The organism is Rhodococcus sp. G6(2025) (assembly GCF_058628105.1).
This window is the reverse complement of the sequence record NZ_CP179750.1, coordinates 401,965-423,312: the sequence shown is the minus strand read 5'-3', so window position 1 is coordinate 423,312 and position 21,348 is coordinate 401,965. Positions and strand designations below refer to the sequence as shown.

Below are 21,348 nucleotides of genomic sequence, written 5' to 3'. Positions count from 1 at the left end.
TCATCTTTTTCAGCCATCAACTCACCAAGCTACCCGTCAGGAAGTGGACTATTCGGAAACGCTATCGGGGAAGGCCGTCTGCGTGTATCCGCCGCGCAGGGTGCCTTCGATGTAGCTCGCCTTGCACGCGCGGCGGGCGATCTTGCCGCTCGACGTACGAGGAATCGAGCCCGCGGGCACCAGCAGGATGTCGCGCGCGGTGACCCCGTGCCTGCTCGACAACGCCGCCCGCACCGTGTCGGCGATCGGCTGGGGGTCGGCCTTGCCCGCACCCGGTGCGCGCTCGGCGACGATCACGAGCTGCTCTGAGGAGTCGCCCGCGTCATAGTTCAGACCCGAATGTGTGTTCTCGAACACGACGGCGGGCAGCTGGTTGGCCGGGACCGCGAATGCGGCGACGAAGCCGGGGCGGAGCGCGGTGCTCGCCTCCTGCGCCGAGTACTCGAGGTCCTGCGGGTAGTGGTTGCGGCCGTCGACGATCACGAGGTCCTTGACGCGGCCCGTGATGAACAGCTCGCCGTCGATGTAGACGCCGTAGTCGCCGGTCCGCATCCAGTTGGCGTCCTCGGGCGTGCCCTCCGCGTGGCTGCCCTCGGCGAGCCGGTTGGTGAGCTTGTTGTGGAACGTCTCGGCGGTCTCGTCGGTGCGACCCCAGTAGCCGATCCCGATGTTCTCGCCGTGCAGCCAGATCTCTCCGACCCGGTCGTCGGGCTGCTCGATCCGCGACTCCGGGTCGACGATGGCGGCCCACTGGCTGCGGGCGACGTAGCCGCACGACACCTGCGGGATGGCGTTCTCGGCGTCCTGGTCCACCTTCACGACGCGACCGGCGTTGAGCTCGTCGCGGTCGACGTAGATGACGCGGGCCTCGTCCGAGTGCCGGGTGGAGGACACGAACAGGGTGGCCTCGGCCATCCCGTACGAGGGCTTGATCGCCGTCTTCGGCAGGCCGTACGGCGCGAACGCCTCGTTGAACTTGCGCATCGACGACGTGGTGACCGGCTCGCTGCCGTTGATGAGACCGATCACGTTGCTCAGGTCGAGGCTCTCACCGTTCTTCGGCAGACCGCGGGCGGCCGCGTGCTCGAACGCGAAGTTGGGTGCGGCCGCGAACGTGCCCGCACCGTCGGAGACCGCTGCCAGTTCCTTGATCCACCGGTACGGCCGCTGCACGAACGCGCGCGGGCTCATGATGGTGATGTACTTGCCGCCCAGGGCGGGCAGGATGACGGTCAGCAGACCCATGTCGTGGAACAGCGGCAGCCACGTGACGCCGCGCGAGTTCTCGGTGAGCTCGATGGAGTCGACCATCTGCAGCGCGTTGGTGCCGACGGCGCGGTGCGTGATCTCCACACCGGCGGGCACACGGGTGGAACCGGACGTGTACTGCAGGTACGCGATGTCGTCGAGATCGATCTCGGGGCGCACCCAGGACTCGCCGACGCTGTCGGGGATGGCGTCGACGGCGATGATGCGGGGGCGCTGGGCGGCGGGGAGGGACCGGAAGAACTGTCGAACACCCGCGGCGGAGGAGGTGGCCGTGAGGATGGCGGCGGGCGTGCAGTCACCGAGGACGGCGTGCAGACGGTCGGTGTGGCCGGGTTCGTCGGGGTCGAACAGCGGCACCGAAATCGTTCCGGCGTGGATGGCGGCGAAGAAGGAGATGACGTAGTCGAGACCCTGCGGCGCCAGGACTGCGACACGGTCGCCGGGCTTGGTGACCTGCTGGAGGCGAGCCGCGACGGCGCGCAGGCGGTGGCCGAACTGTTCCCAGGTCAGCTCCTGTGCTTCGCCGTCTCTGTCCCGCGAATAGTCGATGTAGCGGTATGCCAGCTCGTCCGAGTTCTCCCGGGTGTGCCGCTGGACGTAGTCGACCAGCGTGCTTCCCGAGTCGAGCCTGATATGGCCCTTCTCGTCGATAAAATCATCGAACTTCGCGTTCATTCCATCTCCTCCGAAGCGATCACACAGGCATGCCACCGGCATGACTGCGCCCCAGACTTCCTTCGCCGAATCGGATCTTGTACAACTCGTGGGGAATGACGTAACACGCCACTCACCCGAATAAGTTCATCGATTCCAAACCATCGATATGTTACAGATTGGCATCGCCGCCCTCGGTACGCTGCGTCTACTCGCCCTTCAGTTGCGAGATGATCGGCGCGAACGCATCCATCTGTGTGGGGAACACACCGACGTAAGACATTGTCGTCTTTTCTCGCACCATACGTATCTGATCGGCGATCTCCTCGAAGCTTCCGATCGCGAGATACGGCGAGCTCAGGATGTCTTCGACGGACAGTTTGGTGTCGACCTCGATGTTCGGCGGGAAGCCCTGATCGAGTGCGGCGAGCGCCATCTCGGCGGTCTGCTCACGGTCGTCGGTGATGACGATGGTGGTGATCGTCCAGTTCAGTTCGATGTCGTCGAACCGGTCGCCGGCAGCCTCCCGGATCCGGTCGACGCGCTCCATCGTCTTCTCGAGCGTGACACCCGAGAGCAGGAGCTTGCCTTCCTTGCTGGTCGGCGTCGCCACGGAGATGATGTCGGCGTACTTGGCCGCGAGCGCCAGCATCTTGGGGCCGCCGCCGCCGACGGCGATCGGGGGACGCGGGCCCTGCCGCGGTCGCGGGCTGCCCGTCAGGCCCTTGATCTGGTAGTACTTGCCGTCGAAGTTGCACTCCTGGCCGCGCAGCAGCACGTCGAGGATCTGCAGGGTCTCCTCGAGCTTGGCGATCCGGATGCCCGGGCGCTCGTAGTCGATGCCGCCCTTGTCGAACTCTTCCTTCATCCAGCCTGCGCCGATGCCGAGTTCGAGGCGACCACCCGACAGGACGTCGATGGTGGCGGCGTCCTTGGCGAGGATCGCCGGGTGCCGGAACCCGTTCGCGAGGACGGCGGTGCCGAGCCGGATCTTGTCCGTGGCGATCGCGAGTGCACCCAGAGCGGCGATCGGTCCCACCTGGTTACCCAGGTGGTCGGGGATCATGAAGCTGTCGAACCCGAGTTCCTCGGCCTTCTGCGCGAGCTTGACGAACCGACGCGCGCCGCCCTCGTCCGCGTTGCCCTCTCCGCCTGCTGCGAATCGGAACTTACGCAACGAGCTGGCGTCGGAACTCATGAATAGCTTCTCCTGTGGTGAAACGCCCGCGTTTCAGGACGTGAACATCGGTGGGGTCGGGCACCGGTGATGCCGCAACAGTGCAGCACTCTACCGGTGCCGAGAAACGCACACTACCGGCCAGTACGCGTCTCGCCTATCTGTTTGGGACGTTTCACGGCTCACCGACCACGGTGAACCCATCCGCCACAAAATCAACTGTGTGCCGGGGTCGGAGCGGCTTCGATCTTCTCGGCAGCCCAACCGGCGATCCACTGCGTGGCCGTGGTGCCGGAGTCGTCGACGACGTACGAGTTGTACAGCGCGTGGACGGGGTTGTTGTTGTACTCGAGCAGACGCAGACCGCTTCCGATCCAGTTGCTCGGTTTCAACGCCTGCGCTGGGGCGTCACAGATTCCGTCCGACGGGGCGCAGATCTCGACCGCCCGGTCGGTGAGATCACCGAAACCGCCGGGGCGGGGACCGGTCATCGTGATTCCGGGGATCTGCAGACCGGCCAGCGACAGTTCGGCTCCGACACCGGCGACCGGCTGCCCAATATTCGTGGCGGCGGCCGGGTCGCGGCGACCGTCGGCGATGAGCCCGACACCCAGTACGAGATCCGCCGGAACAGGACCGTCACCTGCGCCGATACTCGACGCGACGTCGCCGGCGATGACCGCGCCCTGGGAGAATCCGGTGAGCAGGAAGCTGGTCAGCGGGCACTCGGCATGACGACGGATCAGGATGTCGTTGGTGGCGGCCGTGCCCGCGCCGCGGCTGTTGTTGTACGACTGCTGCCCGTCCGGCGGGAAGGCGACCGGGTTGGAGAACTGTGCGACGTACGGAACCGTGTACACATCGGCGCGCGACGGCTCGAACTGCTCCTGCAGCGGCCGCGACACGTTGAGCATCAGCGACGCCGGGTTGGCCGTCGGGTTGTACGGGTCGTCGACGGCGCTGGACTCCCACGTGCCCGGGACGACTACCACCTGGACGTCGGGGCAGCTGGCCGGCTGGGCGTTGGGACGCTCGGGACCGGGCGGGGTCGGGATCGGCTTGGGCAGCCGCCCTGCGAGGAGATACCAGAGCGCGATCACTGCGACGAGAATCACCAGCAGGATCACGATCAGCACCATCAGCTTGCGCAGGAGGCTGCTCTTCTTCTTCCGCGTTCCGCGCCCGGTCAACGACATCGGCGTCTACTTGCAGTACGTCGCGTGGGCGACATCCATGTAGGTCTGGGCGTTGGCCGTCGCCTGCTCCTGGGTCAGTTCCTGACCCGCAGCCGACGCCTCGGTGCCGACCATCGCTGTGACGAACACCATCGCTTCGGCGTCGCTCTTGCCTTCGGCCTTGGCCTGGCAGATGAAGTCGGCGGTGCTCACGGCCATGGTGCCGTCAGCGGCCGGCTCGATGCCCTTGCTCTTCAGCGCGTCGAGGAACTTCTGGCCTTCGGCGCTGACCGGGACCTCGGCGGGGCCGGGGAAATCGCCCGGAACTTCCTCGGGCTGCTGCGGCGGCGCGGTCGCCGCCTCACCCGGGCTCGTCACCGGCGCGGAGGCCGAAGCCGAGGCGCTCGCGCTGGGCGCGGCGGACGCCGAACTCTCGGCGGAACTGGACGCCGCAGCCGACGTCGCGGCGCTGGTGGACGGGTTCGACGTCGCCGTGGAATCGTCGCTGCCGCACCCGACCAACAATCCGCTCGCTGCGACGGCGAGCGCGCCTACGGCGATCGCCCGTCGGAAGGTGGTGCTGATACGTGAGTGCTGCGGCATCTATTTCCGTCCTTGCTTTCCAAGTCGTTGTCTCTCGACAGGGTACAGACGCAGATCGGGCGGAAGCCGGGTCCGCTGGACCCCGCCCCGCCCGCTGCGCGTGAGATTTCTAGTGCGGTCCGGCCATCAGTGAATCTCGGCCTTGTTGTCGATCACTGTGACGTAACCGGTCTGGAAGTTCTGCTGAACTCCGCCGGGGATGGCGAATTTGTCGCTGATCGGGAAGCCGAGTCGGCCGCCCTCGTAGCCGGCGCTCTTCCAGGCGTCGAAGATCGGTCCGTTCTCGACGGCCCACGCACCCGACAGCGGACTCCAGTAGATGTTGCCGCCCTCGAACTGGTTGAACCGGCCGCCGTCCTTGACCGCGATCTCGCTGGTCTTCGGGAATCCGAGCCACCCGCCCTCGTAACCGAGTTCGGCGTACTTGCCCATGATCATTCCCTGCACGCGGTGGGTGCCGTTCGCGGGACTGAAGTACATGGCGCCGATCTCGAAGCCCTGCACCGCGCCGTCCTTGCCTGGCGTCGGAACTTCCTCGGCCACCGGGTATCCGAGCGGTCCGCCCTCCCAGCCCTGACGTGCCCACTCGTCGCGGATCGCGCCGCGGACGGCGTGCGCCCCGGTCTGCGGCGACCAGTAGACGGACCCGTGCTCGAAGTGGTTGAAGCGACCGCGACCGTCGGGGGTGGCCAGTTCGGGCGTCGTCGGGTAGCCGAGCGGCCCACCCGGACCACCGGTCGCCTGGTAGACGCCGCCGATGGCGCCGGCCACCGGCTGCGCGCCGGTGTCGGACTTGGCGAAGATCCGGCCGTTGCGGAAGTCCTGGACCGTGCCGCCCGCGAGGCTGTACTCGGGGGTGAGACAGTCGCCGATCCACGGGTTCGCGCCGGCGACCCCGGCGATGGAACCGCCTGTGGTGCATACCGGCTTGTCGGGTTCGACGTCGACGGCGCTGGCGAGCTGCGGCCACAGCTGGTGGAGCTCGAACTGCCAGTACGGCCATGAGTGCGTGCCGGACGGCCGGTAGTTGACCTGGGCGGGGATGCCCAGCTTGTTGAGCTTGGTCGCGAAGGTCTGGGACGTGAGCCGCGACAGGATCTCGAGGCCCATGCCCGCGTAATTGGTGCTGACGCCGGGGATTCCGGAGGGCTGGTCGTACGGGCCCGTGGTTCCGCTACCGCTGGAGATGTACAGGCTGACGCCCTTGAGCTTGTCGGCCAGCAGGTAGGGGTCGTGTTCCTCCCACGCCGAACTGGTCGGGGGACCCCACATCGCGTCCGCGTCGAATCCGCCCGCGTCGCTCATCGCGTACGCGACGGCCTGCGGCATGCCGAGCGCGGTGGTGGTGAGCATGCCCGACAGCGACGCGGCGAACGTGAAGAATCCCTGGTTGCGGGCCGCGAGGAACATCGCGGAGGTGCCGCCCATCGAGAGTCCGATGACGCCGCGGGTCTGCGTGGTGCGCCAGTCGCTTTCGAGGATCGGGGGCAGTTCCTTCGTGAGGAACGTCTCCCACTGGTAGTTCTGACCGTTGTCCTGGGCCACCCAGTCGGAGTAGAAGCTGGACTGGCCGCCGACCGGGAGGACGACGTTGATGTTCTTGTCGGCGAAGAACGATTCGGCGTCGGTCTCGAGCGTCCAGCCGTTCTCGTTGTCCTGCGCGCGGAGTCCGTCGAGCATGTAGACGGACGGGAACTTCTCGGTGGGCTTCGAGTTCCAGTCGCGCGCAAGCAGCATCTGCACCTGGATCGGCACGCCCATCGACGGGGAGTTGATCCAGATCGCCACGCGACGGTCGGTGAGCCAGTCGACGTGATGGATCGTCGCGCCGCCCGGGGCCTGTGTGGCCACCGGAGCGTGCGCGGCGGCGGGCGCAGCCGAGACGGTGGCGGTCTGGGTGAACCCGACCGCCACCGGCACCACGAGCACAGCGGCAAGCGAGGCCAGCGTCCGCCTTCGAACATTTCCGGCCGACGAACGCTGACGTTCTGCCTTGAACAGGCCTACTCGCATGACGTTCACTCTCTCTCTGCGCGTCGAGGCCAACACGGAGCACGGCCTCGCGTTCCGGTTCTTTCTACACGCAAACGACAGACGAGTGGGAGTGCCGCGCTGTTACAGCTGGTGCAATTGTTACTTCCGAGCTACCCGATCGTGTTGCCGAGGTCGCCGGCCAGATCGTGGATCTGCTGCTGCCAGTAACGCCACGTGTGGATGCCGCGGGGCGGGAAGCTGTAGGTGACGTTCTTCGCGCCGAGGGTCGCCATCTTGACCTGGAAGGCACGGGTGTTCGCCAGCGACAGCGCCTCGAGGCTCGCACCGGTGCTCGCGTTGAAGACGTCCATGAATCCGGTCGGTGCGGCTCCGCCGGGGGCGGGGATGCCGTTGGCGGCCGACACCCACAGGCGGGTGTTGTTGTCGCGAAGCTTGTTCGCGAACACGAACGGGTCGTTGCGCAGCCACGCCGGGTTCCACGGCGGGCCCCACATCGAGTCGACGTTGTAGCGGCCGGCGTCGAGCATCGCGATGCGGATCGCCTCACGCATGCCGGGAGCCGAGATGTTCAGGTAGCCGGACAGCGAGCCCGCGTAGTTGAACTGCTCGGGGTGGTAGGCGGCGAGGGTCAGGGCGGCGCTGCCACCCATCGACAGGCCGATCACGCCGTTACGGGTGGACTGGAACCCGAGGCGGTTCGCCAGTGCGTCGCGAAGTTCCTGAGTGAGGAACGTCTCCCACTTGTACGGGGTCTTCTGGCCGTTGAGGTTCGAGTTCGAAATCCAGTCGGAGTAGAAGCTGGACTGTCCGCCGACCGGCTGGACGACGTTGATGTTCTGCGACGCGAGGAACGGGCCCGCGTCGGTGTTGACCTCCCAGCCGCTCAGGTCGTCCTGCGCGCGCAGACCGTCGAGCAGGTAGACGACCCGGTTGGTGTTGCCGTCGGCGGCACGCCAGATGCGGCTCTTGATCGGTCCCATGGCGGAATCGACCCAGAAGTCCTGTGCGGCGGGGTCGAAGGCTGCGGATGCCGTTGCGCCGCCGCCCACCATGGTCACGCCCAGTGGCAGTGCGACCGCCAGAGCAATCGCGGCGGCGGTACGCCTGGCCCATCCGCTTGTTCTCGTCGAACCCCCAACTCGCATGAACTCGTCTTCCCTCCGCTTGATCCGTCTCGCGCCGCGGCCGCGGCAACCTCTCGATAACTCTCGTGAAAATCTCACGTACAGACGCCACCCGCGCAGCGCTCGCTGCGCGGGTGGCGTCTCGACGGGATCACCTTACTGACAAAACGTTCCGTTGTGCACTCCCGGGGAAGGGAATCCTGGGTTTTCCCTCACGTTCCCGGTCCGGGCACATGCACTCCAGAGCGCACGAGTGCCGCCCCGCCGGTGAGGCGGGGCGGCATTCGTCACGAGGGTGGTGTCAGATCACCAGGCGCCCAGTGTGTCCAGGATCTGGCCGCGCGCCTTGAACAGCTCCGAACCCCAGTACGGCCACGAGTGCGTGCCGTTGGCGGGGAAGTCGAAGGTGGCCGGGACACCGAGGGTGGCCAGACGCACCTGGAAGGCGCGGGTGTTGGCCAGGGCGAGAGCCTCGAGGCCCATGCCGTTGGCGGTGTTGTAGTAGTCGATCGGAGCGCGCGGGTGGTCGAACTCGCCGGGCAGACCGCTGGCAGCCGAGATGAACATCGACAGGCCGTTCAGACGCGGCGCGAACACGAACGGGTCGTTACGCAGCCACGCCGGGTTCCACGGCGGGCCCCACATCGCGTCGACGTTGAAGCGGCCGGCGTCGAGCATCGCGACGCGGATCGCCTCACGCATGCCGGGAGCCGAGATGTTCAGGTAACCGGACAGTGAACCGGCGAACTTGAACTGGTCGCGGTGGTACGCGGCGAGGGTCAGGGCGGCACTGCCACCCATCGACAGACCGAGGACGGCGTTGTTCGTGCGCGAGACGCCGTAGTTGGCCAGGAAGTCGGGCAGTTCCTGCGTCAGGAACGTCTCCCACTTGTACGTGACGGGCTGACCGTTGAAGTTGCTCGCCGAGTACCAGTCGGAGTAGAAGCTGGACTCGCCGCCGACGGGCATGACCAGGGTCACGTTGTCGTTGCGGTACTGGTCGAACGCGTTGGTCTCGAAGCTCCACGCGTTGCGGTCGTTGCGGGCGCGCAGTCCGTCGAGCAGGTACAGGGCGGCGCTACCGCCGCGGGCTGCCCACTGGACCTGGACCTTGATCGGTCCCATGGAAGAGGGAACCCACAGTTCCTCGTAGCCACCGGCGGGCGCGGTCTTGGCGGGACCCGCGTGCGTCGGTGCTGCTGCGGCGACGGCTCCGCCAGCGATTCCTGCGCCCATAGGCAGTACCAGTGCGACGGCTCCGATGGCCATCGCACGCTGCTTGAGGCGCTGAGACAACCTCGGTCTGGCAAAACGCATGAATACTGCTCACTCTCTTCGTCTGCGGACTCCGCCACTGGGCGGCTCCGGCGGATTCCGTCGGGGAACAGGCGACCTGCCGGCCCGGGCGTTGAAGCCGGGTCGGCAGCGGACCTCTTCCAAGTCACACTGCGCTCGGTGGACTGTATGTCACACGAACTTCCCTGACAAACGCTCACGGAGCGCTTTTCGAGGAACTTCCAGACCACCGTCACGATGACTCATCATCGACGTACATCGTCGCCGACAGTTCCCGCGTTACACAAACGAGATCTGTTGTTCCGACATCGAGATCTGCCCGGGACGCCCCGGTGACACCCGCCCCGCCCGGTTCGCCCTATTTGGCCGGTTCCGGGAACGGCGGCTCGAGATTGCACCGCTGAATTTCATATGCGGGCACTCGCTCGAATCGATAACTCGCGAAATGCAGCGCATCCTTGAAATTCTGCTTGAATCGCGGCCACGTCAGTTCCGACCGGTACGACGTCAGCAGGTCCTGCGTCTCGGGGCACGTGAGCGCGACCCGCGCCTCGGTCACCCATTCCTCGTCGAGGAATCCGGGCATCCACGGGTGCTTGTCGATCATTCCCGTGTCCACCACGACCCAGTCGGGGTAGAGGGCCTTGTCGTGCCCGATACGGCCGTCGTCCAACCGCTCGGTGTGCGCCGCGAGCGGGTAGGCGAGACCCATCTGGTCCAGCACCCGCACGTCGAGTCCGACGTTCATGCTCGTCATGCCCAGGTTCAGGAAGTACACGGTGTGGCCTGCGCCGCCGTCCGGGATCGGAAGGGGCGGAGGAACGACGAACCAGTACGTGTAATCGGCGGACGGGATGAGCAGGCCGCCGTCGGGGGTGTCCGAGATGGTCTGGACCATGGCGCGCATCCGCGGGTAGTCCAGATAATCGTCCGCGCGAATCGGGTGCGCATGACCGGTGTTGAGGACGTAGAAGGCGCGTTCGTCGACAATTCCGGACCGTCCGATAACGACGCCCTCCGGCATTCCCGTCGTGTTCGACGCGAAGAATGCCCACACGACGGTGCCGACCCACAGGGAAGCCATTGCGAGGAAAATCGACGATTCCCTATTACGCCCCCACGCGGCCCGGTCCGGAATTCGCACCGGAATTACGGCGACGGGAACGATGAAACAGAACAGAACGGGGAGAAGAACGCGGCCGTGCATGAAGTCGCCGCCGACGCGCAACGAGTACAGACCGAGGATCAGCCCGCTCGCGAGAATGAAGACGACGACGGCATTCTGCGTCCGCAGCCATCCGCGCAGACGCGTCAGCCGATTCCCCTCGGTGTGACGAACACCATCTTCGATGGACTTGTCCCGGCCCCGCCAGGCGATCACGGCGCCGGCGAAAAGGAAGACCAGCGGCAGCCACAGCAGGTACGGGCCCAGCAGATTCCAGAGGTAGGCGAAACCCTGCGCCCACTTGGCGCCGCCGGCGTCCTTCGACACCGCGGTGTTCGGGTACGGGAGGGCGTAGTAACCCATGCGCCAGATCTGGTAGCCCACCGGAACGATGCCGGCGACGAACACCATCGCCACGCGCACCACCCACGTGAGACCGGGCGCGAGGAAGATCATGGCCAGCGACAGCACACCCAGGATCGCCAACTCGGGGCGCACGAGGGGCCCCATGCCCGCGACGAACGAGAGCACGAGCACCGAGGTGGTGGACGGGGTGGTCGCCTGACTCCATCGGACCAGCAGCAGCCAGAGCAGCGCGATCCAGAAGATGACGAGGCAGCTTTCGAGACCCGACGTCGCGAAATCGCGGGCCGGGGGCACCGCGATGTAGACGAGCACACCGGCGGGCATCAGGAACAGCGTGCCGCCGCCGGCGAAGGACCCACCGCGGTACAGGCGCGCGGTGCCGAACATGGCGAGCACGATCGCCGCCGTGGACAGGATCAGCGCGATCGTCAGGACGACGTATTCGAGCCGGGCCTGGGAGAGCCAGCCGAACGCGTAGACGATGTACGTCCACGCGGTGCTGGTGTTGGCCTCGACACGCTCGCCCGAGTTGAAGACCGGACCGTTGCCTGCGAGGAGGTTGCGGACCGTGCGCAGCACGATCAGGCCGTCGTCGGCAATCCATCGCCGTTCCCAGGCACCCCAGAACATCAGGAGAGCCGAGACGGCCACACCCCCGAGGAAGACCACCCTCGAGAGGATGGCCTTCCGGTGGCGTTCGGTGGTCCGCTCCGCGGCGGCGTCCGAGTCCTCGGCGCCTCCTACCAAGTCAGACGAGGTAGACAGCGACACCCACCACTCCGATCCAGGCAATCGCGAGGAGTTGGAGCACGCGGTCGCCCAGCGCAATCTCCTCGGGCTCCCCCGCCTCACCGCCGTCGACGTCCACGGCGTAACGCAGGATCGCGATGGTGAACGGCACCATGGAGATGGCGTACCAGTTGGTGGCCTTCAGGTCGTCTTGCTGGAACGCCCACAGCCCGTAGCAGAGCACGACCGCGGTGGCGCTGAGCGTCCAGACGAAACGCAGGTACGTCGTGGTGTAGTTCTCGAGGGATTTGCGGATCTTCGCGCCGGTGCGCTCCGCGAGCTGCAGTTCGGCGTACCGCTTACCGGCCGCCATGAACAGCGAGCCGAAAGCCATGACCAGCAGGAACCACTGCGACAGTGCGATCTCGGCGGCGACACCACCGGCGATGGCGCGCAGCAGGAACCCGGACGAGACGATGCAGATGTCGAGGACGGCCTGGTGTTTGAGACCGAAGCAGTAGGCCAGCTGGATGCCGATGTAGACGGCCATCACCACCGCCAGCTGCCAGTTGGCGAGGAACGACAGGGCGATCGACGCACCGAGCAGCACGACCGCCATGCCGAACGCCAGGTTGACGGGCAGCACACCGGCCGCGATGGGACGGAATCGCTTGGTGGGGTGCGCGCGGTCGGCCTCGACGTCCATCGCGTCGTTGACGAGGTAGATGCCGGACGCTGCCATGCAGAACACCACGAAGGCGAGTGCGACGGGAAGCAGGACGTCGGATTCCGTCGCCGTGCCCGCGGCGACGGGAGCTGCGAGGACCAGGACGTTCTTGACCCACTGACGCGGGCGAACGGCCTTGACGATGCCTGCCGCCAGGGATGTCGGGGGTCCGGTGACGACGGCCGGTTCCTCGCTCATTTCTCTCCAAACTTCTGCTCGGCCTTCAGCACCGCGACCGCAGAGGCGGCCCCCAGGGCAGATCCGGCGAGCACATCGGTCGGGTAGTGCACTCCCAGAACGAGCCGGGAGAGCAGCATCGGCGGTACCAACAACGCAGGCAAGGGTAGCCCGGTGAGGCGGCCGAGCAGCACGGCAGCCGCTGTCGTGGACGTCGCGTGCGACGACGGGAAGCTCAATTTGCTGGGCGTCGACACGTTGACCTGGATCGACGGGTCATTCGGCCGGGGGCGGCGGACGATGCGTTTGATCACGATCGACGCGGCGTGGGCGCCGACGGCACCCACCGCGACTCCCGCCCACTGCCGGCGACGAGGCTTGTCGAGTGCCGCGCCGATGCCGGCGACGGCCACCCACCCGAGGGCGTGCTCACCGAAATGGGACATACCCCGTGCCGTCGAGACGACGCCGGGACGGCTCGCGATCGTCGATTGGACGGCCGCCAGGATCTGGACCTCACTTGATGCCGAAGACACGTTCCCACCTCTCCTTGCTGGTCAGGGCAGGAACGGCGTCCTGGTACTCGCGCTTGAGTTCGGGGAACCGCTGGGCCAGTTCGCGGCGCAGCCGGATCGCTTCCTTCAGCAGCGCGAGCGCCAGCTTGGGGTTGCGCTTGCGGTAGACGACTCCCCGCCCGTCCGCGGTGGTGACGGTGACGCCGTCCACCTGGGACAGCAGGAACCACCGCGCGTCGATGGTGGGCACGTTGAGCTGGGGGCGCTCGTGGTGCTGCTCGTGCGCGGGCTTGACGTTGTGGATCAGGCCCTTGCCGAGGCGCACGATCTTCGCGAGCGGGTTCGTGGGCAGGCCGACCGCGCCGACTTCCTCACCGGAAGGCAGCGGCAGGCTCGTCGACGACGGCAGGACCACCGCGTCCGGGTACTCCTTGCGCATCGCGTGGACGTTGCCGAGCGCGGTGGGGAGCAGTTCGAAGATGTGCTCGGGGCCCTGCAGGAAGTCGGCGATGGCCTGGTTCTGGATCGCGACTGTCGAGTATTCGAGGCACAGCAGGTGCTTGATCGTGGCCTTGACGGTGTTGATCACCAGGCCGCGGCCGTTGCCCGGCATGTGCAGGGACGCGACGACGAGCCGGTTCCGCAGGTGGAAGTACGCCTGCCAGTCGATGGCGTCGTCCTTGTCACTCCACGCCATGTGCCAGATCGCGGCGCCGGGCATGGTGACGGTCGGGTAGCCGGCATCACGGGCACGCAGGCCGTATTCGGCGTCGTCCCATTTGATGAACAGCGGCAGCGGCTGACCGAGTTCCTCGGCGGCCTGCCGCGGGATCATGCACATCCACCAGCCGTTGTAGTCGACGTCGATCCGGCGGTGCAGCAGACGCGAGTTCTCGCGGTCGCTGAGCGGGTAGCGGGAGAAGTCGTGGTCGTACTCGACGTTCGGGGCGGCAGTCCACATGAAGATGGACCGGTCGACGACCTCGCCCATCGAATGCAGGTGACTGCGCTCCTGGAGGTTCAGCATCTGCCCGCCGACGAGCATCGGCGTCTTCGCGAACCGCGACATCGCCAGCGCGCGCAGGATCGAGTCGGGCTCGATCTCGATGTCGTCGTCCATGAACAGGATGTGCTGGCAGTCGGTGGTCTTCAGCGCCTCGTACATGATCCGGCTGTAGCCGCCGGACCCGCCGAGGTTCGCCTGGTCGTGGATGGCCAGCCGGTCGCCGAGCGCTTCGGCGGCCTCCGTGAAGCCGGGCTCGTCCTTGACCTTGCGGGTGCCCTGGTCCGGGATGATGACCGCCTTGACCACGTCCATGACGAGTTCGTCGGACGCCAGCGCCGTCAGTGCCTTGACGCAGTCGGTGGGCCGGTTGAACGTGGGGATGCCGACGGCGACGGTGGCCTCACCGGGGGCATCGACCGGTGCGTACCAGCCGGCGCTCTCCAGCACGACCTCGGTGTCGGTGGTGATGTCGAACCAGATCCAGCCGCCGTCCTCGAACGGGGCGAGTTCGATCTCGAACTCCAGCGCGGCGTCACCGTCCTGGAACTCGCGGCCCTCGACGTGGATGCGCGACGAGTCGGCCTTCGAGCGGTACACGTCGATGCGGCAGTGCCCCGACAGCTCGAGACGCAGCACCACCGAGTTCAGGGTGCTCCACCGGCGCCAGTAGCTGGCCGGGAACGCGTTGAAGTAGGTGCAGAACGACGCCTCCGCCTCGGCGCCGACCGACAGCGAGGTGCGCGACAGCGAATGCGCGCGGCGGCTGTTGGTCTTCGCCTCCTCCAGGTAGAGGGTGCGGACGTCGAGCGGCTCACCGGCGCGCGGCAGGATCACCCGTTGCAGCAGCGACTTGCCGAGTAACGGGGCGTCGTCGGTGACCTTCTCGGACTCGAGCAGATGTCGGGCGCTCATTCGGCATCCCCCACGAGGGCCGCACCGGATTCGAAGTGCGGTCGCAGGGAGTTGTCGAACATCGACAGCGCGCTGGCGATCGCCATGTGCATGTCCAGGTACTGGTAGGTGCCGAGACGGCCACCGAACAGAACCTTGTTCGACGCCATCTCCTCCTTCGCGCGGTCGCGGTAGGCGGCGAGCATCGCGCGGTCGTCGGGAGTGTTGATCGGGTAGTACGGCTCGTCCTTGCTCTCCGCGAACCGCGAGAACTCCCGCATGATGACCGTCTTGTCCTTCGGGTAGTCCCGCTCCGGGTGGAAGTGGCGGAACTCGTGGATCCGGGTGAAGGGCACGTCGGCGTCGTTGTAGTTCATGACCGGGGTTCCCTGGAAGTCACCGGTCTCCAGCACCTCGGTCTCGAAGTCGAGGGTGCGCCAGCCCAGCTCGCCCTCGGAGTAGTCGAAGTAGCGGTCGAGGGGGCCGGTGTAGACGACGGGGGCGTCGGGGCTCTCGGCGCGCAGGTCGTCGCGGACGTCGAACCAGTCGGTCTCGAGCCGGACCTCGATCTTCGGGTCCTTCGCCATGTTCTCGAGCCACGCGGTGTAGCCGTCGACGGGCAGGCCCTCGTACGTGTCGTTGAAGTAGCGGTTGTCGAACGTGTACCGCACCGGCAGGCGGGTGATGTTGCCCGCGGGCAGGTTCTTGGGGTCCGTCTGCCACTGCTTGGCGGTGTAGTCGCGCACGAACGCCTCGTACAGCGGCCGCCCGATCAGGGAGATCGCCTTCTCCTCCAAGTTGGACGCAGATGCGGAGTCGATCTCGCTGGACTGCTCGGCGATCAGCTTCCGCGCCTCGTCCGGGGTGAAGTAGCGCCCGAAGAACTGCGACACCAGGCCCAGCCCCATCGGGAACTGGTACGCCTGCCCCTTGTGGAGCGCGAACACGCGGTGCTGGTAGTTCGTGAATTCGGTGAACTGGGTGACGTAGTCCCACACCCTCTTGTTCGAGGTGTGGAACAGGTGCGCACCGTACTTGTGGATCTCGATGCCGGTCTCGGGCTCGGCCTCCGAATAGGCGTTTCCGCCCAGGTGATGACGTCGGTCGAGCACCAGCACACGCTTACCCAGCTGTGTTGCTGCACGCTCGGCGACGGTCAGTCCGAAAAATCCGGAGCCGACGACGATGAGGTCGTACCGGCCAGGGGCGGTTGTCTCTGGGGTTGCAGCGGTCACGATGAACCAGGGTAAGCGACTCCGCCGCCCGTGCGCGGCCAAGGGGGGCAAGCACCCCCTCGGCACGCACGAGGAGTTCTCCCTGTATTCACCGGTTCTGCAGACCTCGTTGTTCCCGCCGACGCGGCGATCGCGCTTGATGAGCGGGTGCGCATCGTCCAGCTGGCGAACTTCTACGGACCGCGGTCCGGTGGGCTCCGCACCGCCCTCCACAACTGGGGTCAGGGCTACGTCGAACGCGGACACGAGGTGATCCTCGTCGTCCCAGGTCAGCGCGACTGCGAGGAGCTGCTGCCGAGCGGGGTCCTGCGGATCACCCGGTCGGCTCCCACCATCCCCGCGACCGGGGGTTATCGCGTGGTCAATCCGCGGCGGGTGGCCGACGTGGTCAGCGGTCTGCGGCCCGACGTCCTGGAGGTGTCCGACCGGCTCACACTGCGCGGTTTCGGGGGCTGGGCCCGCGCCCGCGGGGTGCGCAGTGTGGTCGTGTCACACGAACGCCTCGACCGGCTGCTCGGCCAAGTCGCTCCGCGCCGCGTGGCCCGCGGCTGGGCCGATGTCGCGAACCGCCGGATGGCACGCAACTATGACGCCGTGGTCTGCACGACGGACTTCGCGAGCGAGGAGTTCACCCGCATCGGGGCCCCCAACCTGCACCGGGTCCCGCTCGGTGTGGACCTGACGATGTTCCACCCCGGCAAACACGACCAGGTGATGCGCGACTCGTTCGCCGACCCGGCGCAACGCTTCCTTCTGCACTGCGGCCGGCTGTCGGTGGAAAAGCAGGTGGAACGGAGCATCGACGCCGTCCGGCTGTTGCGCCGGCAGGGTCACGACGCCCGGCTGGTCATCGCCGGGGACGGCCCGCGGCGCGAGGCGCTGCAGTACCGGGCCCGGGGGCTCCCCGTGCACTTCACCGGGTTCATCAGCGACAAGGGCCGCCTGGCGTCGCTGTTCGCGTCGGCGGACGTGTCGCTGGCACCCGGACCGCACGAGACGTTCTGCCTGTCGGCGCTCGAGTCGCTGGCGGCGGGCACCCCGGTGGTCGCGTCACAGTCGTCGGCGCTCGCCGAGATCATCACACCCGGCTGCGGCGCCCTGGCCCGGGACCGCGGTCCTGCGTTCGCCGAAGCGGTCAGCGGCATTCTCGCGATCCCCTCGCACACGCGCCGGGCGTCGGCCCGCCGGCGGGCCGAGGACTTCGGCTGGGGCGAGTCCGTCGACGGGATGCTCGCGGTGCTCGAGGGAACCGGTCCTCGCTGCCCGGCCTAACTGCCGCCCGTCGGTAACCACTCGCGCAGCACGCTGGCGTCGATCACCTGTGCGCCCAGCTTCTTGGTCCAGATGATGGTTCCGTTGGTGTACATCCGGAACTTGCCCGCCTCCGACGGCAGCATCAACTCGGGACCGATCGGCGCTCCCAGCGTGCTGTTGACGCCGCCGAGTTCCTTGTACTTCTCGGCGATCGGCGAACCCTCGGTGGTGCCGACGGTGTCCTCGTCCTCGCCCGCGGACGCGAGGGTGGACTCGGGTTCGGGGGCGACCGGCGGCGCGGGGACGCCGAGCCCGTCACCGACCGTGAACCAGTCGGACTTGAGCTTCAGCTTCGACCGCGCCTCGGCGCCCGTCGCCTCGGCGGTGCCCGACGATCCGACCACCTTCACACCGGTGACGCGTCCGCCGTCGACCCCGAAGTTGTTGCGGGTGACCACCTCGAACGATTCGAGGTCTCCGACGTTGAACGCGGATGCGATGTCGCCCGCGGTGAGGGTCACCGTCCAGTCGTGGTTCGGCGACACGGTGTCGCCCTGGTCCTCGACGGCCGGGAACTCGCCGCCCGCGGTGTATCCGCCTGTGGACGAGGAGAATTCGGCGGCGACGGGCTTGTTGTCCTTCGTCAGGATCATGCCCTTGGTGGAACGGACGGCGTCGGTGGTCCGCGGGTCTTCCTTCGCCGAACCCCCGTACACCTGGCAGCTCTGGGTGTCGCAGGTCTTCGCCCACTCTTCCCGGTTCTCGGCAGCGGCGTAGGAGCGGGCCGCGACGGCCTGCGCCCGAAGTGCCTCGGCCCCACCGGTGTCGGCCCAGCCGGCCTTCGCCTCGGCGGGCACGACACCGAGGAGGTAGTCGTCCATGTCGAGGACGTTGACGGTGCGCACGGCGGCGCCGTCGAGTGCGACCCCGAGGGCGCCGCGATAGGGGGTGTCACCGGCGCACAGCTTCAAGTGCTCGTTCGCGGGACGGTCCGGGGCCAGGTCGACCGGGTCCACCCACGGGTGGTCGGTGGCGTCCTGCCACAGGACCTCGCCGGCACATCCGCGGGTGACCACGACGTTGGCGCCGCCGTCGGCGGTCGGCGTGAGGTGGACGGCCTCCCCCGGACCGACGGGTTTGCCGGCGACGACGGCGCCGGCGTCCGAGTAGACGTCGAGCGGCTGATCGTCACGCGCCTGCAGCCGGACGCTGATCTGTGCGTCGGCGAGGGTGCCGAGCGTGGTGCCGCCGTAGTAGTGGCCGAGGATGCGCTCGGCCGCCCACCCCTGATCCTTCGCGTATCCGTAGGCACCCCACTGGCCCATTCCGCGGCCGTGGCCGTTGCCGTGGCCGGAGAGCGTGAACGGCGTGTCGGAGGCGACGGTTTCCCGGACGTCCTGGCCGGGGGAGCGCAGGTGCACGACGACGCCGGTGACGGCGCCGATGACGAGGACGGGTGCGATGCCGAGCGCCGACGCGCGCAGAAGCTTGGCCCGGAATCCGCGCGGGGCGGGAGGGCCCGCGATGTACCGCCTCCTGCGGGTCCAGGCAGGCCTACCTGCACGAACCCCGAATTCGGTCTTCGCCATCACTGCACTCCTCATCGCTGAACAACGAGCGCTGAGACGGGGCGTGCACCTCGTCTCAGCGGGTCCGAGAAATTCGGGATAAAGTCTCAATGTAAGGTTGAGCGTTATGGACCTGTGTGACTAGTGTGGCAAGAGTGGTTGGAGTTAGCAACAACAGTCTCTTCAGTCACACGAGCATCACGAGTTGCAGACACGCGAGGTCGCTCGCAGGAAACTACAACTGAGGAGAGTCCCCCTTGCCGCACCGTCGACCGAAGCCCTCGATTGTCCTCGGGGCTGTCGCCGCTCTGGCTGTCGCAAGTCCCGTTGCGGTCTACGGCATCAGTAGCGCACCCTCCGACGTCAAATCCACGAACGAAACCTCCAACTCCGCAGTGTCCACCGAGATCGCGCAGGTCGTGCTGTCGCAGATCCCCGACATCGTGATCCCGCTGAAGGAACTGACCGGGCTGAACCTGCCCGACGTCAACATCGGCGACCTGCGGAACCTGAAGATCCCGCCGTACCTCCACATCCCCAGCAATGTGCAGCTCCCCGGCGGAATCCAGATCCCGAACCTGCAGATCCCGTTGAAGCTCCCCGCGCCGGCCGACGTCTCCGACCCCGCGATCCTGCCCCCGGCCGATCAGCAGCCCGGCGCGATCGTCAAGGAACTGTCCCGCGACACCCCGTTCAGCATGGTGGCGCTCACCTCCGAGACCCTCGCGTCCGCGGAGTCGAAGGTCCGCGCGCTGCAGGCCGACGGAACGTGGGGACAGTGGGTCTCCCCCGACATGATCGACACGCGACGCACGGACAAGACGGCGTCGGACGGCAAGGTCGCCACCGAACCCGTCTATGTCGGGCTGACGAAGGCGATCCAGATCCTGACCCCCACCTCGACGCCCGCACCGGCCGGTGCACCCGCTGCAGTTCCCGCTCCCGCACCGGCACCCGAAGCCCCTGCTCCCGCAACGGCTCCCGCCGCCGGAGGTGCCGCACCGCTCGGTTACACCCCAGCCGCCGTCAACACGCCGTTGCGGCAGCAGCCGGCACGCGCTGGCGCCGACGACGTCACGGCCGTCCTCATCGAACCGGGCAGCGGCCCCGGCGACGCGACGCTCGGCGACATCGCGAGCCCGCTCGACAGCGGCGGTCCCAAGGTCATCAGCCGCCAGCAGTGGGGTGCCGACGAGTCCATCCGGTGCCAGGACCCCGACTACGACGACTTCATCGGCGGTGCCACCGTGCACCACACCGCAGGAGCCAACGACTACTCGAAGGCCGAATCGGCCGAGATCGTCCGCGCGATCTACGCCTACCACGCGCAGACGCTGGGCTGGTGCGACATCGGATACAACGCACTGGTCGACAAGTACGGCCAGATCTTCGAGGGCCGCGCAGGCGGTCTCGACCGTCCGGTCCAGGGCGCGCACGCCGGCGGGTTCAACGAGAACACCACCGGAGTCGCGATGATGGGCGACTTCTCGTCCGAGGATCCGCCGCAGGCCACCCTCGACGCTGTCGGCAAGTTCCTCGGCTGGAAGCTCGGCAAGGCCGGACTCGACCCACTCGGTGAGACGACGATGTACTCCGAGGGCACCGAATTCACTCCCTACGCGGAGGGTGAGGCTGTCGATCTTCCGGTGATCTTCGCGCACCGCGACGTCGGCAACACGTCCTGCCCGGGAGACGCGGCGTACTCACACATGGACGAGATCCGGCAGATCGCGGCGGCCAGCCTCGGCGGCGGCAACGCCTCGCTGGCCGCGGACGCACCCTCGGGTGAGGCTCCGGCGCCGTCCGGCGGTCCCGGCACGGACGCCAGCTCCAGCCTCGGTTCCGGGATCCCCGCCCTGGTCAACGAACTGCTGCGGCTCACCGACCCGTCGCCGGTCGCCCAGAAGTGGGTGGCGGAAGGCGGCGACACCGGCCGGCTCGGCCAGGCCATCACCGGACTGCTGCAGGCCAAGGCTGGGAACTCGGGCGCACAGTTCGCCAACGGCGCCATCTTCACCTCGCCCAACGGCGGTGTGTGGGCGGTCCTCGGCCAGATCTTCAAGACGTGGCAGAACCTCGGAGCCGACAACGGCGAACTGGGTCTGCCGACCAGTGACGAGTACCCGATCCCGGGCGGTCTGCGCACCGACTTCGAGAACGGTTCGCTGATCTTCAACGAGATCACCGGCATCGTCACCAAGGTGCTGAAGACGTACAACGACACGTACGCGGAGGCCTACAAGAACGGTGCCCCGGTCGATGCCGCGGCCCCCGTCGCACCGCCCGCGGACCCGGCGCAGGTTCCGCCGGCTCCGGCAGAGCCCGCTCCGGCTCCGGCTCCGGCTCCCGAACCGGCTCCCGCACCCGCACCCGTCGAGCCGGCACCGGTTCCGGCCGGCTGATCGGGTTTCACCCTCTCGGG

15 protein-coding genes are annotated in these 21,348 nt (G+C 67.3%); 2 read left to right on the top strand and 13 right to left on the bottom strand.

Translation table 11 applies throughout. From position 1 onward, the window contains the following. Positions 1-48 precede the first annotated feature (48 nt). From fadD32 to glf, 12 genes are all read right to left on the bottom strand, one after another. Positions 49-1,944: a long-chain-fatty-acid--AMP ligase FadD32 gene (gene fadD32 / locus ACLIVD_RS02130; protein ID WP_025431657.1), complete on the bottom strand. Its 1,896-nt coding sequence runs from the start codon at positions 1,942-1,944 to the stop codon at positions 49-51. Between the two features lie 187 nt (positions 1,945-2,131). Continuing rightward, positions 2,132-3,121, bottom strand: a complete 990-nt coding sequence (locus ACLIVD_RS02125; RefSeq protein ID WP_005248835.1) for an LLM class F420-dependent oxidoreductase — start codon at positions 3,119-3,121, stop codon at positions 2,132-2,134. 194 nt (positions 3,122-3,315) lie between these two features. After that, a complete protein-coding gene (locus ACLIVD_RS02120) occupies positions 3,316-4,296 on the bottom strand; it encodes a cutinase family protein (RefSeq protein ID WP_005260436.1) in 981 nt (326 codons plus the stop codon). 6 nt (positions 4,297-4,302) lie between these two features. Then, positions 4,303-4,878, bottom strand: coding sequence for a DUF732 domain-containing protein (locus tag ACLIVD_RS02115; protein ID WP_005260437.1), 576 nt, complete (start codon positions 4,876-4,878; stop codon positions 4,303-4,305). A 126-nt stretch (positions 4,879-5,004) separates the two neighbouring features. After that, entirely contained in the window at positions 5,005-6,891 is a 1,887-nt protein-coding gene (locus tag ACLIVD_RS02110; protein WP_283332642.1) for an alpha/beta hydrolase-fold protein, read from the bottom strand. Positions 6,892-7,022: 131 nt separating this feature from the next. Next, positions 7,023-8,018 carry an alpha/beta hydrolase gene (locus ACLIVD_RS02105; protein WP_280781876.1) on the bottom strand — a complete coding sequence of 332 codons (996 nt, stop codon included), beginning with the start codon at positions 8,016-8,018 and terminating at the stop codon, positions 7,023-7,025. A 285-nt stretch (positions 8,019-8,303) separates the two neighbouring features. Further along, the gene (locus ACLIVD_RS02100) at positions 8,304-9,314 is read right to left on the bottom strand and encodes an alpha/beta hydrolase (protein WP_283332640.1); all 1,011 of its coding nucleotides are present in this window, start codon (positions 9,312-9,314) and stop codon (positions 8,304-8,306) included. 337 nt (positions 9,315-9,651) lie between these two features. Further along, positions 9,652-11,571 (bottom strand): arabinofuranosyltransferase AftB family protein, encoded by a 1,920-nt coding sequence (locus tag ACLIVD_RS02095; RefSeq protein ID WP_491932836.1) that lies wholly within the window; start codon positions 11,569-11,571, stop codon positions 9,652-9,654. A gap of 1 nt (position 11,572) precedes the next feature. Continuing rightward, positions 11,573-12,478, bottom strand: coding sequence for a decaprenyl-phosphate phosphoribosyltransferase (locus ACLIVD_RS02090; protein WP_280781878.1), 906 nt, complete (start codon positions 12,476-12,478; stop codon positions 11,573-11,575). Next, positions 12,475-12,993, bottom strand: a complete 519-nt coding sequence (locus ACLIVD_RS02085; protein WP_477950777.1) for a phosphatase PAP2 family protein — start codon at positions 12,991-12,993, stop codon at positions 12,475-12,477. The genes ACLIVD_RS02090 and ACLIVD_RS02085 overlap by 4 nt, the downstream gene beginning before the upstream one ends. Continuing rightward, positions 12,974-14,890 carry a glycosyltransferase gene (locus ACLIVD_RS02080; RefSeq protein ID WP_280781879.1) on the bottom strand — a complete coding sequence of 639 codons (1,917 nt, stop codon included), beginning with the start codon at positions 14,888-14,890 and terminating at the stop codon, positions 12,974-12,976. The genes ACLIVD_RS02085 and ACLIVD_RS02080 overlap by 20 nt, the downstream gene beginning before the upstream one ends. After that, entirely contained in the window at positions 14,887-16,104 is a 1,218-nt protein-coding gene (gene glf, locus ACLIVD_RS02075; RefSeq protein ID WP_005248845.1) for a UDP-galactopyranose mutase, read from the bottom strand. Before glf ends, ACLIVD_RS02080 begins: the two co-directional genes overlap by 4 nt. Positions 16,105-16,251: 147 nt before the next feature. Between glf and ACLIVD_RS02070 the strand changes: the two genes are divergently transcribed. After that, positions 16,252-17,376 carry a glycosyltransferase gene (locus ACLIVD_RS02070; protein WP_283332637.1) on the top strand — a complete coding sequence of 375 codons (1,125 nt, stop codon included), beginning with the start codon at positions 16,252-16,254 and terminating at the stop codon, positions 17,374-17,376. Here ACLIVD_RS02070 and ACLIVD_RS02065 read toward each other — a convergent pair. Beyond that, a complete protein-coding gene (locus ACLIVD_RS02065; RefSeq protein ID WP_283332636.1) occupies positions 17,373-18,947 on the bottom strand; it encodes a SpoIID/LytB domain-containing protein in 1,575 nt (524 codons plus the stop codon). The two genes, ACLIVD_RS02070 and ACLIVD_RS02065, sit on opposite strands and share 4 nt — an antisense overlap. Before the next feature lie 236 nt (positions 18,948-19,183). On the opposite strand from ACLIVD_RS02065, the gene ACLIVD_RS02060 reads away from it, so the two are divergent. After that, positions 19,184-21,328, top strand: a complete 2,145-nt coding sequence (locus ACLIVD_RS02060) for an N-acetylmuramoyl-L-alanine amidase (RefSeq protein ID WP_491931861.1) — start codon at positions 19,184-19,186, stop codon at positions 21,326-21,328. Positions 21,329-21,348 lie beyond the last annotated feature (20 nt).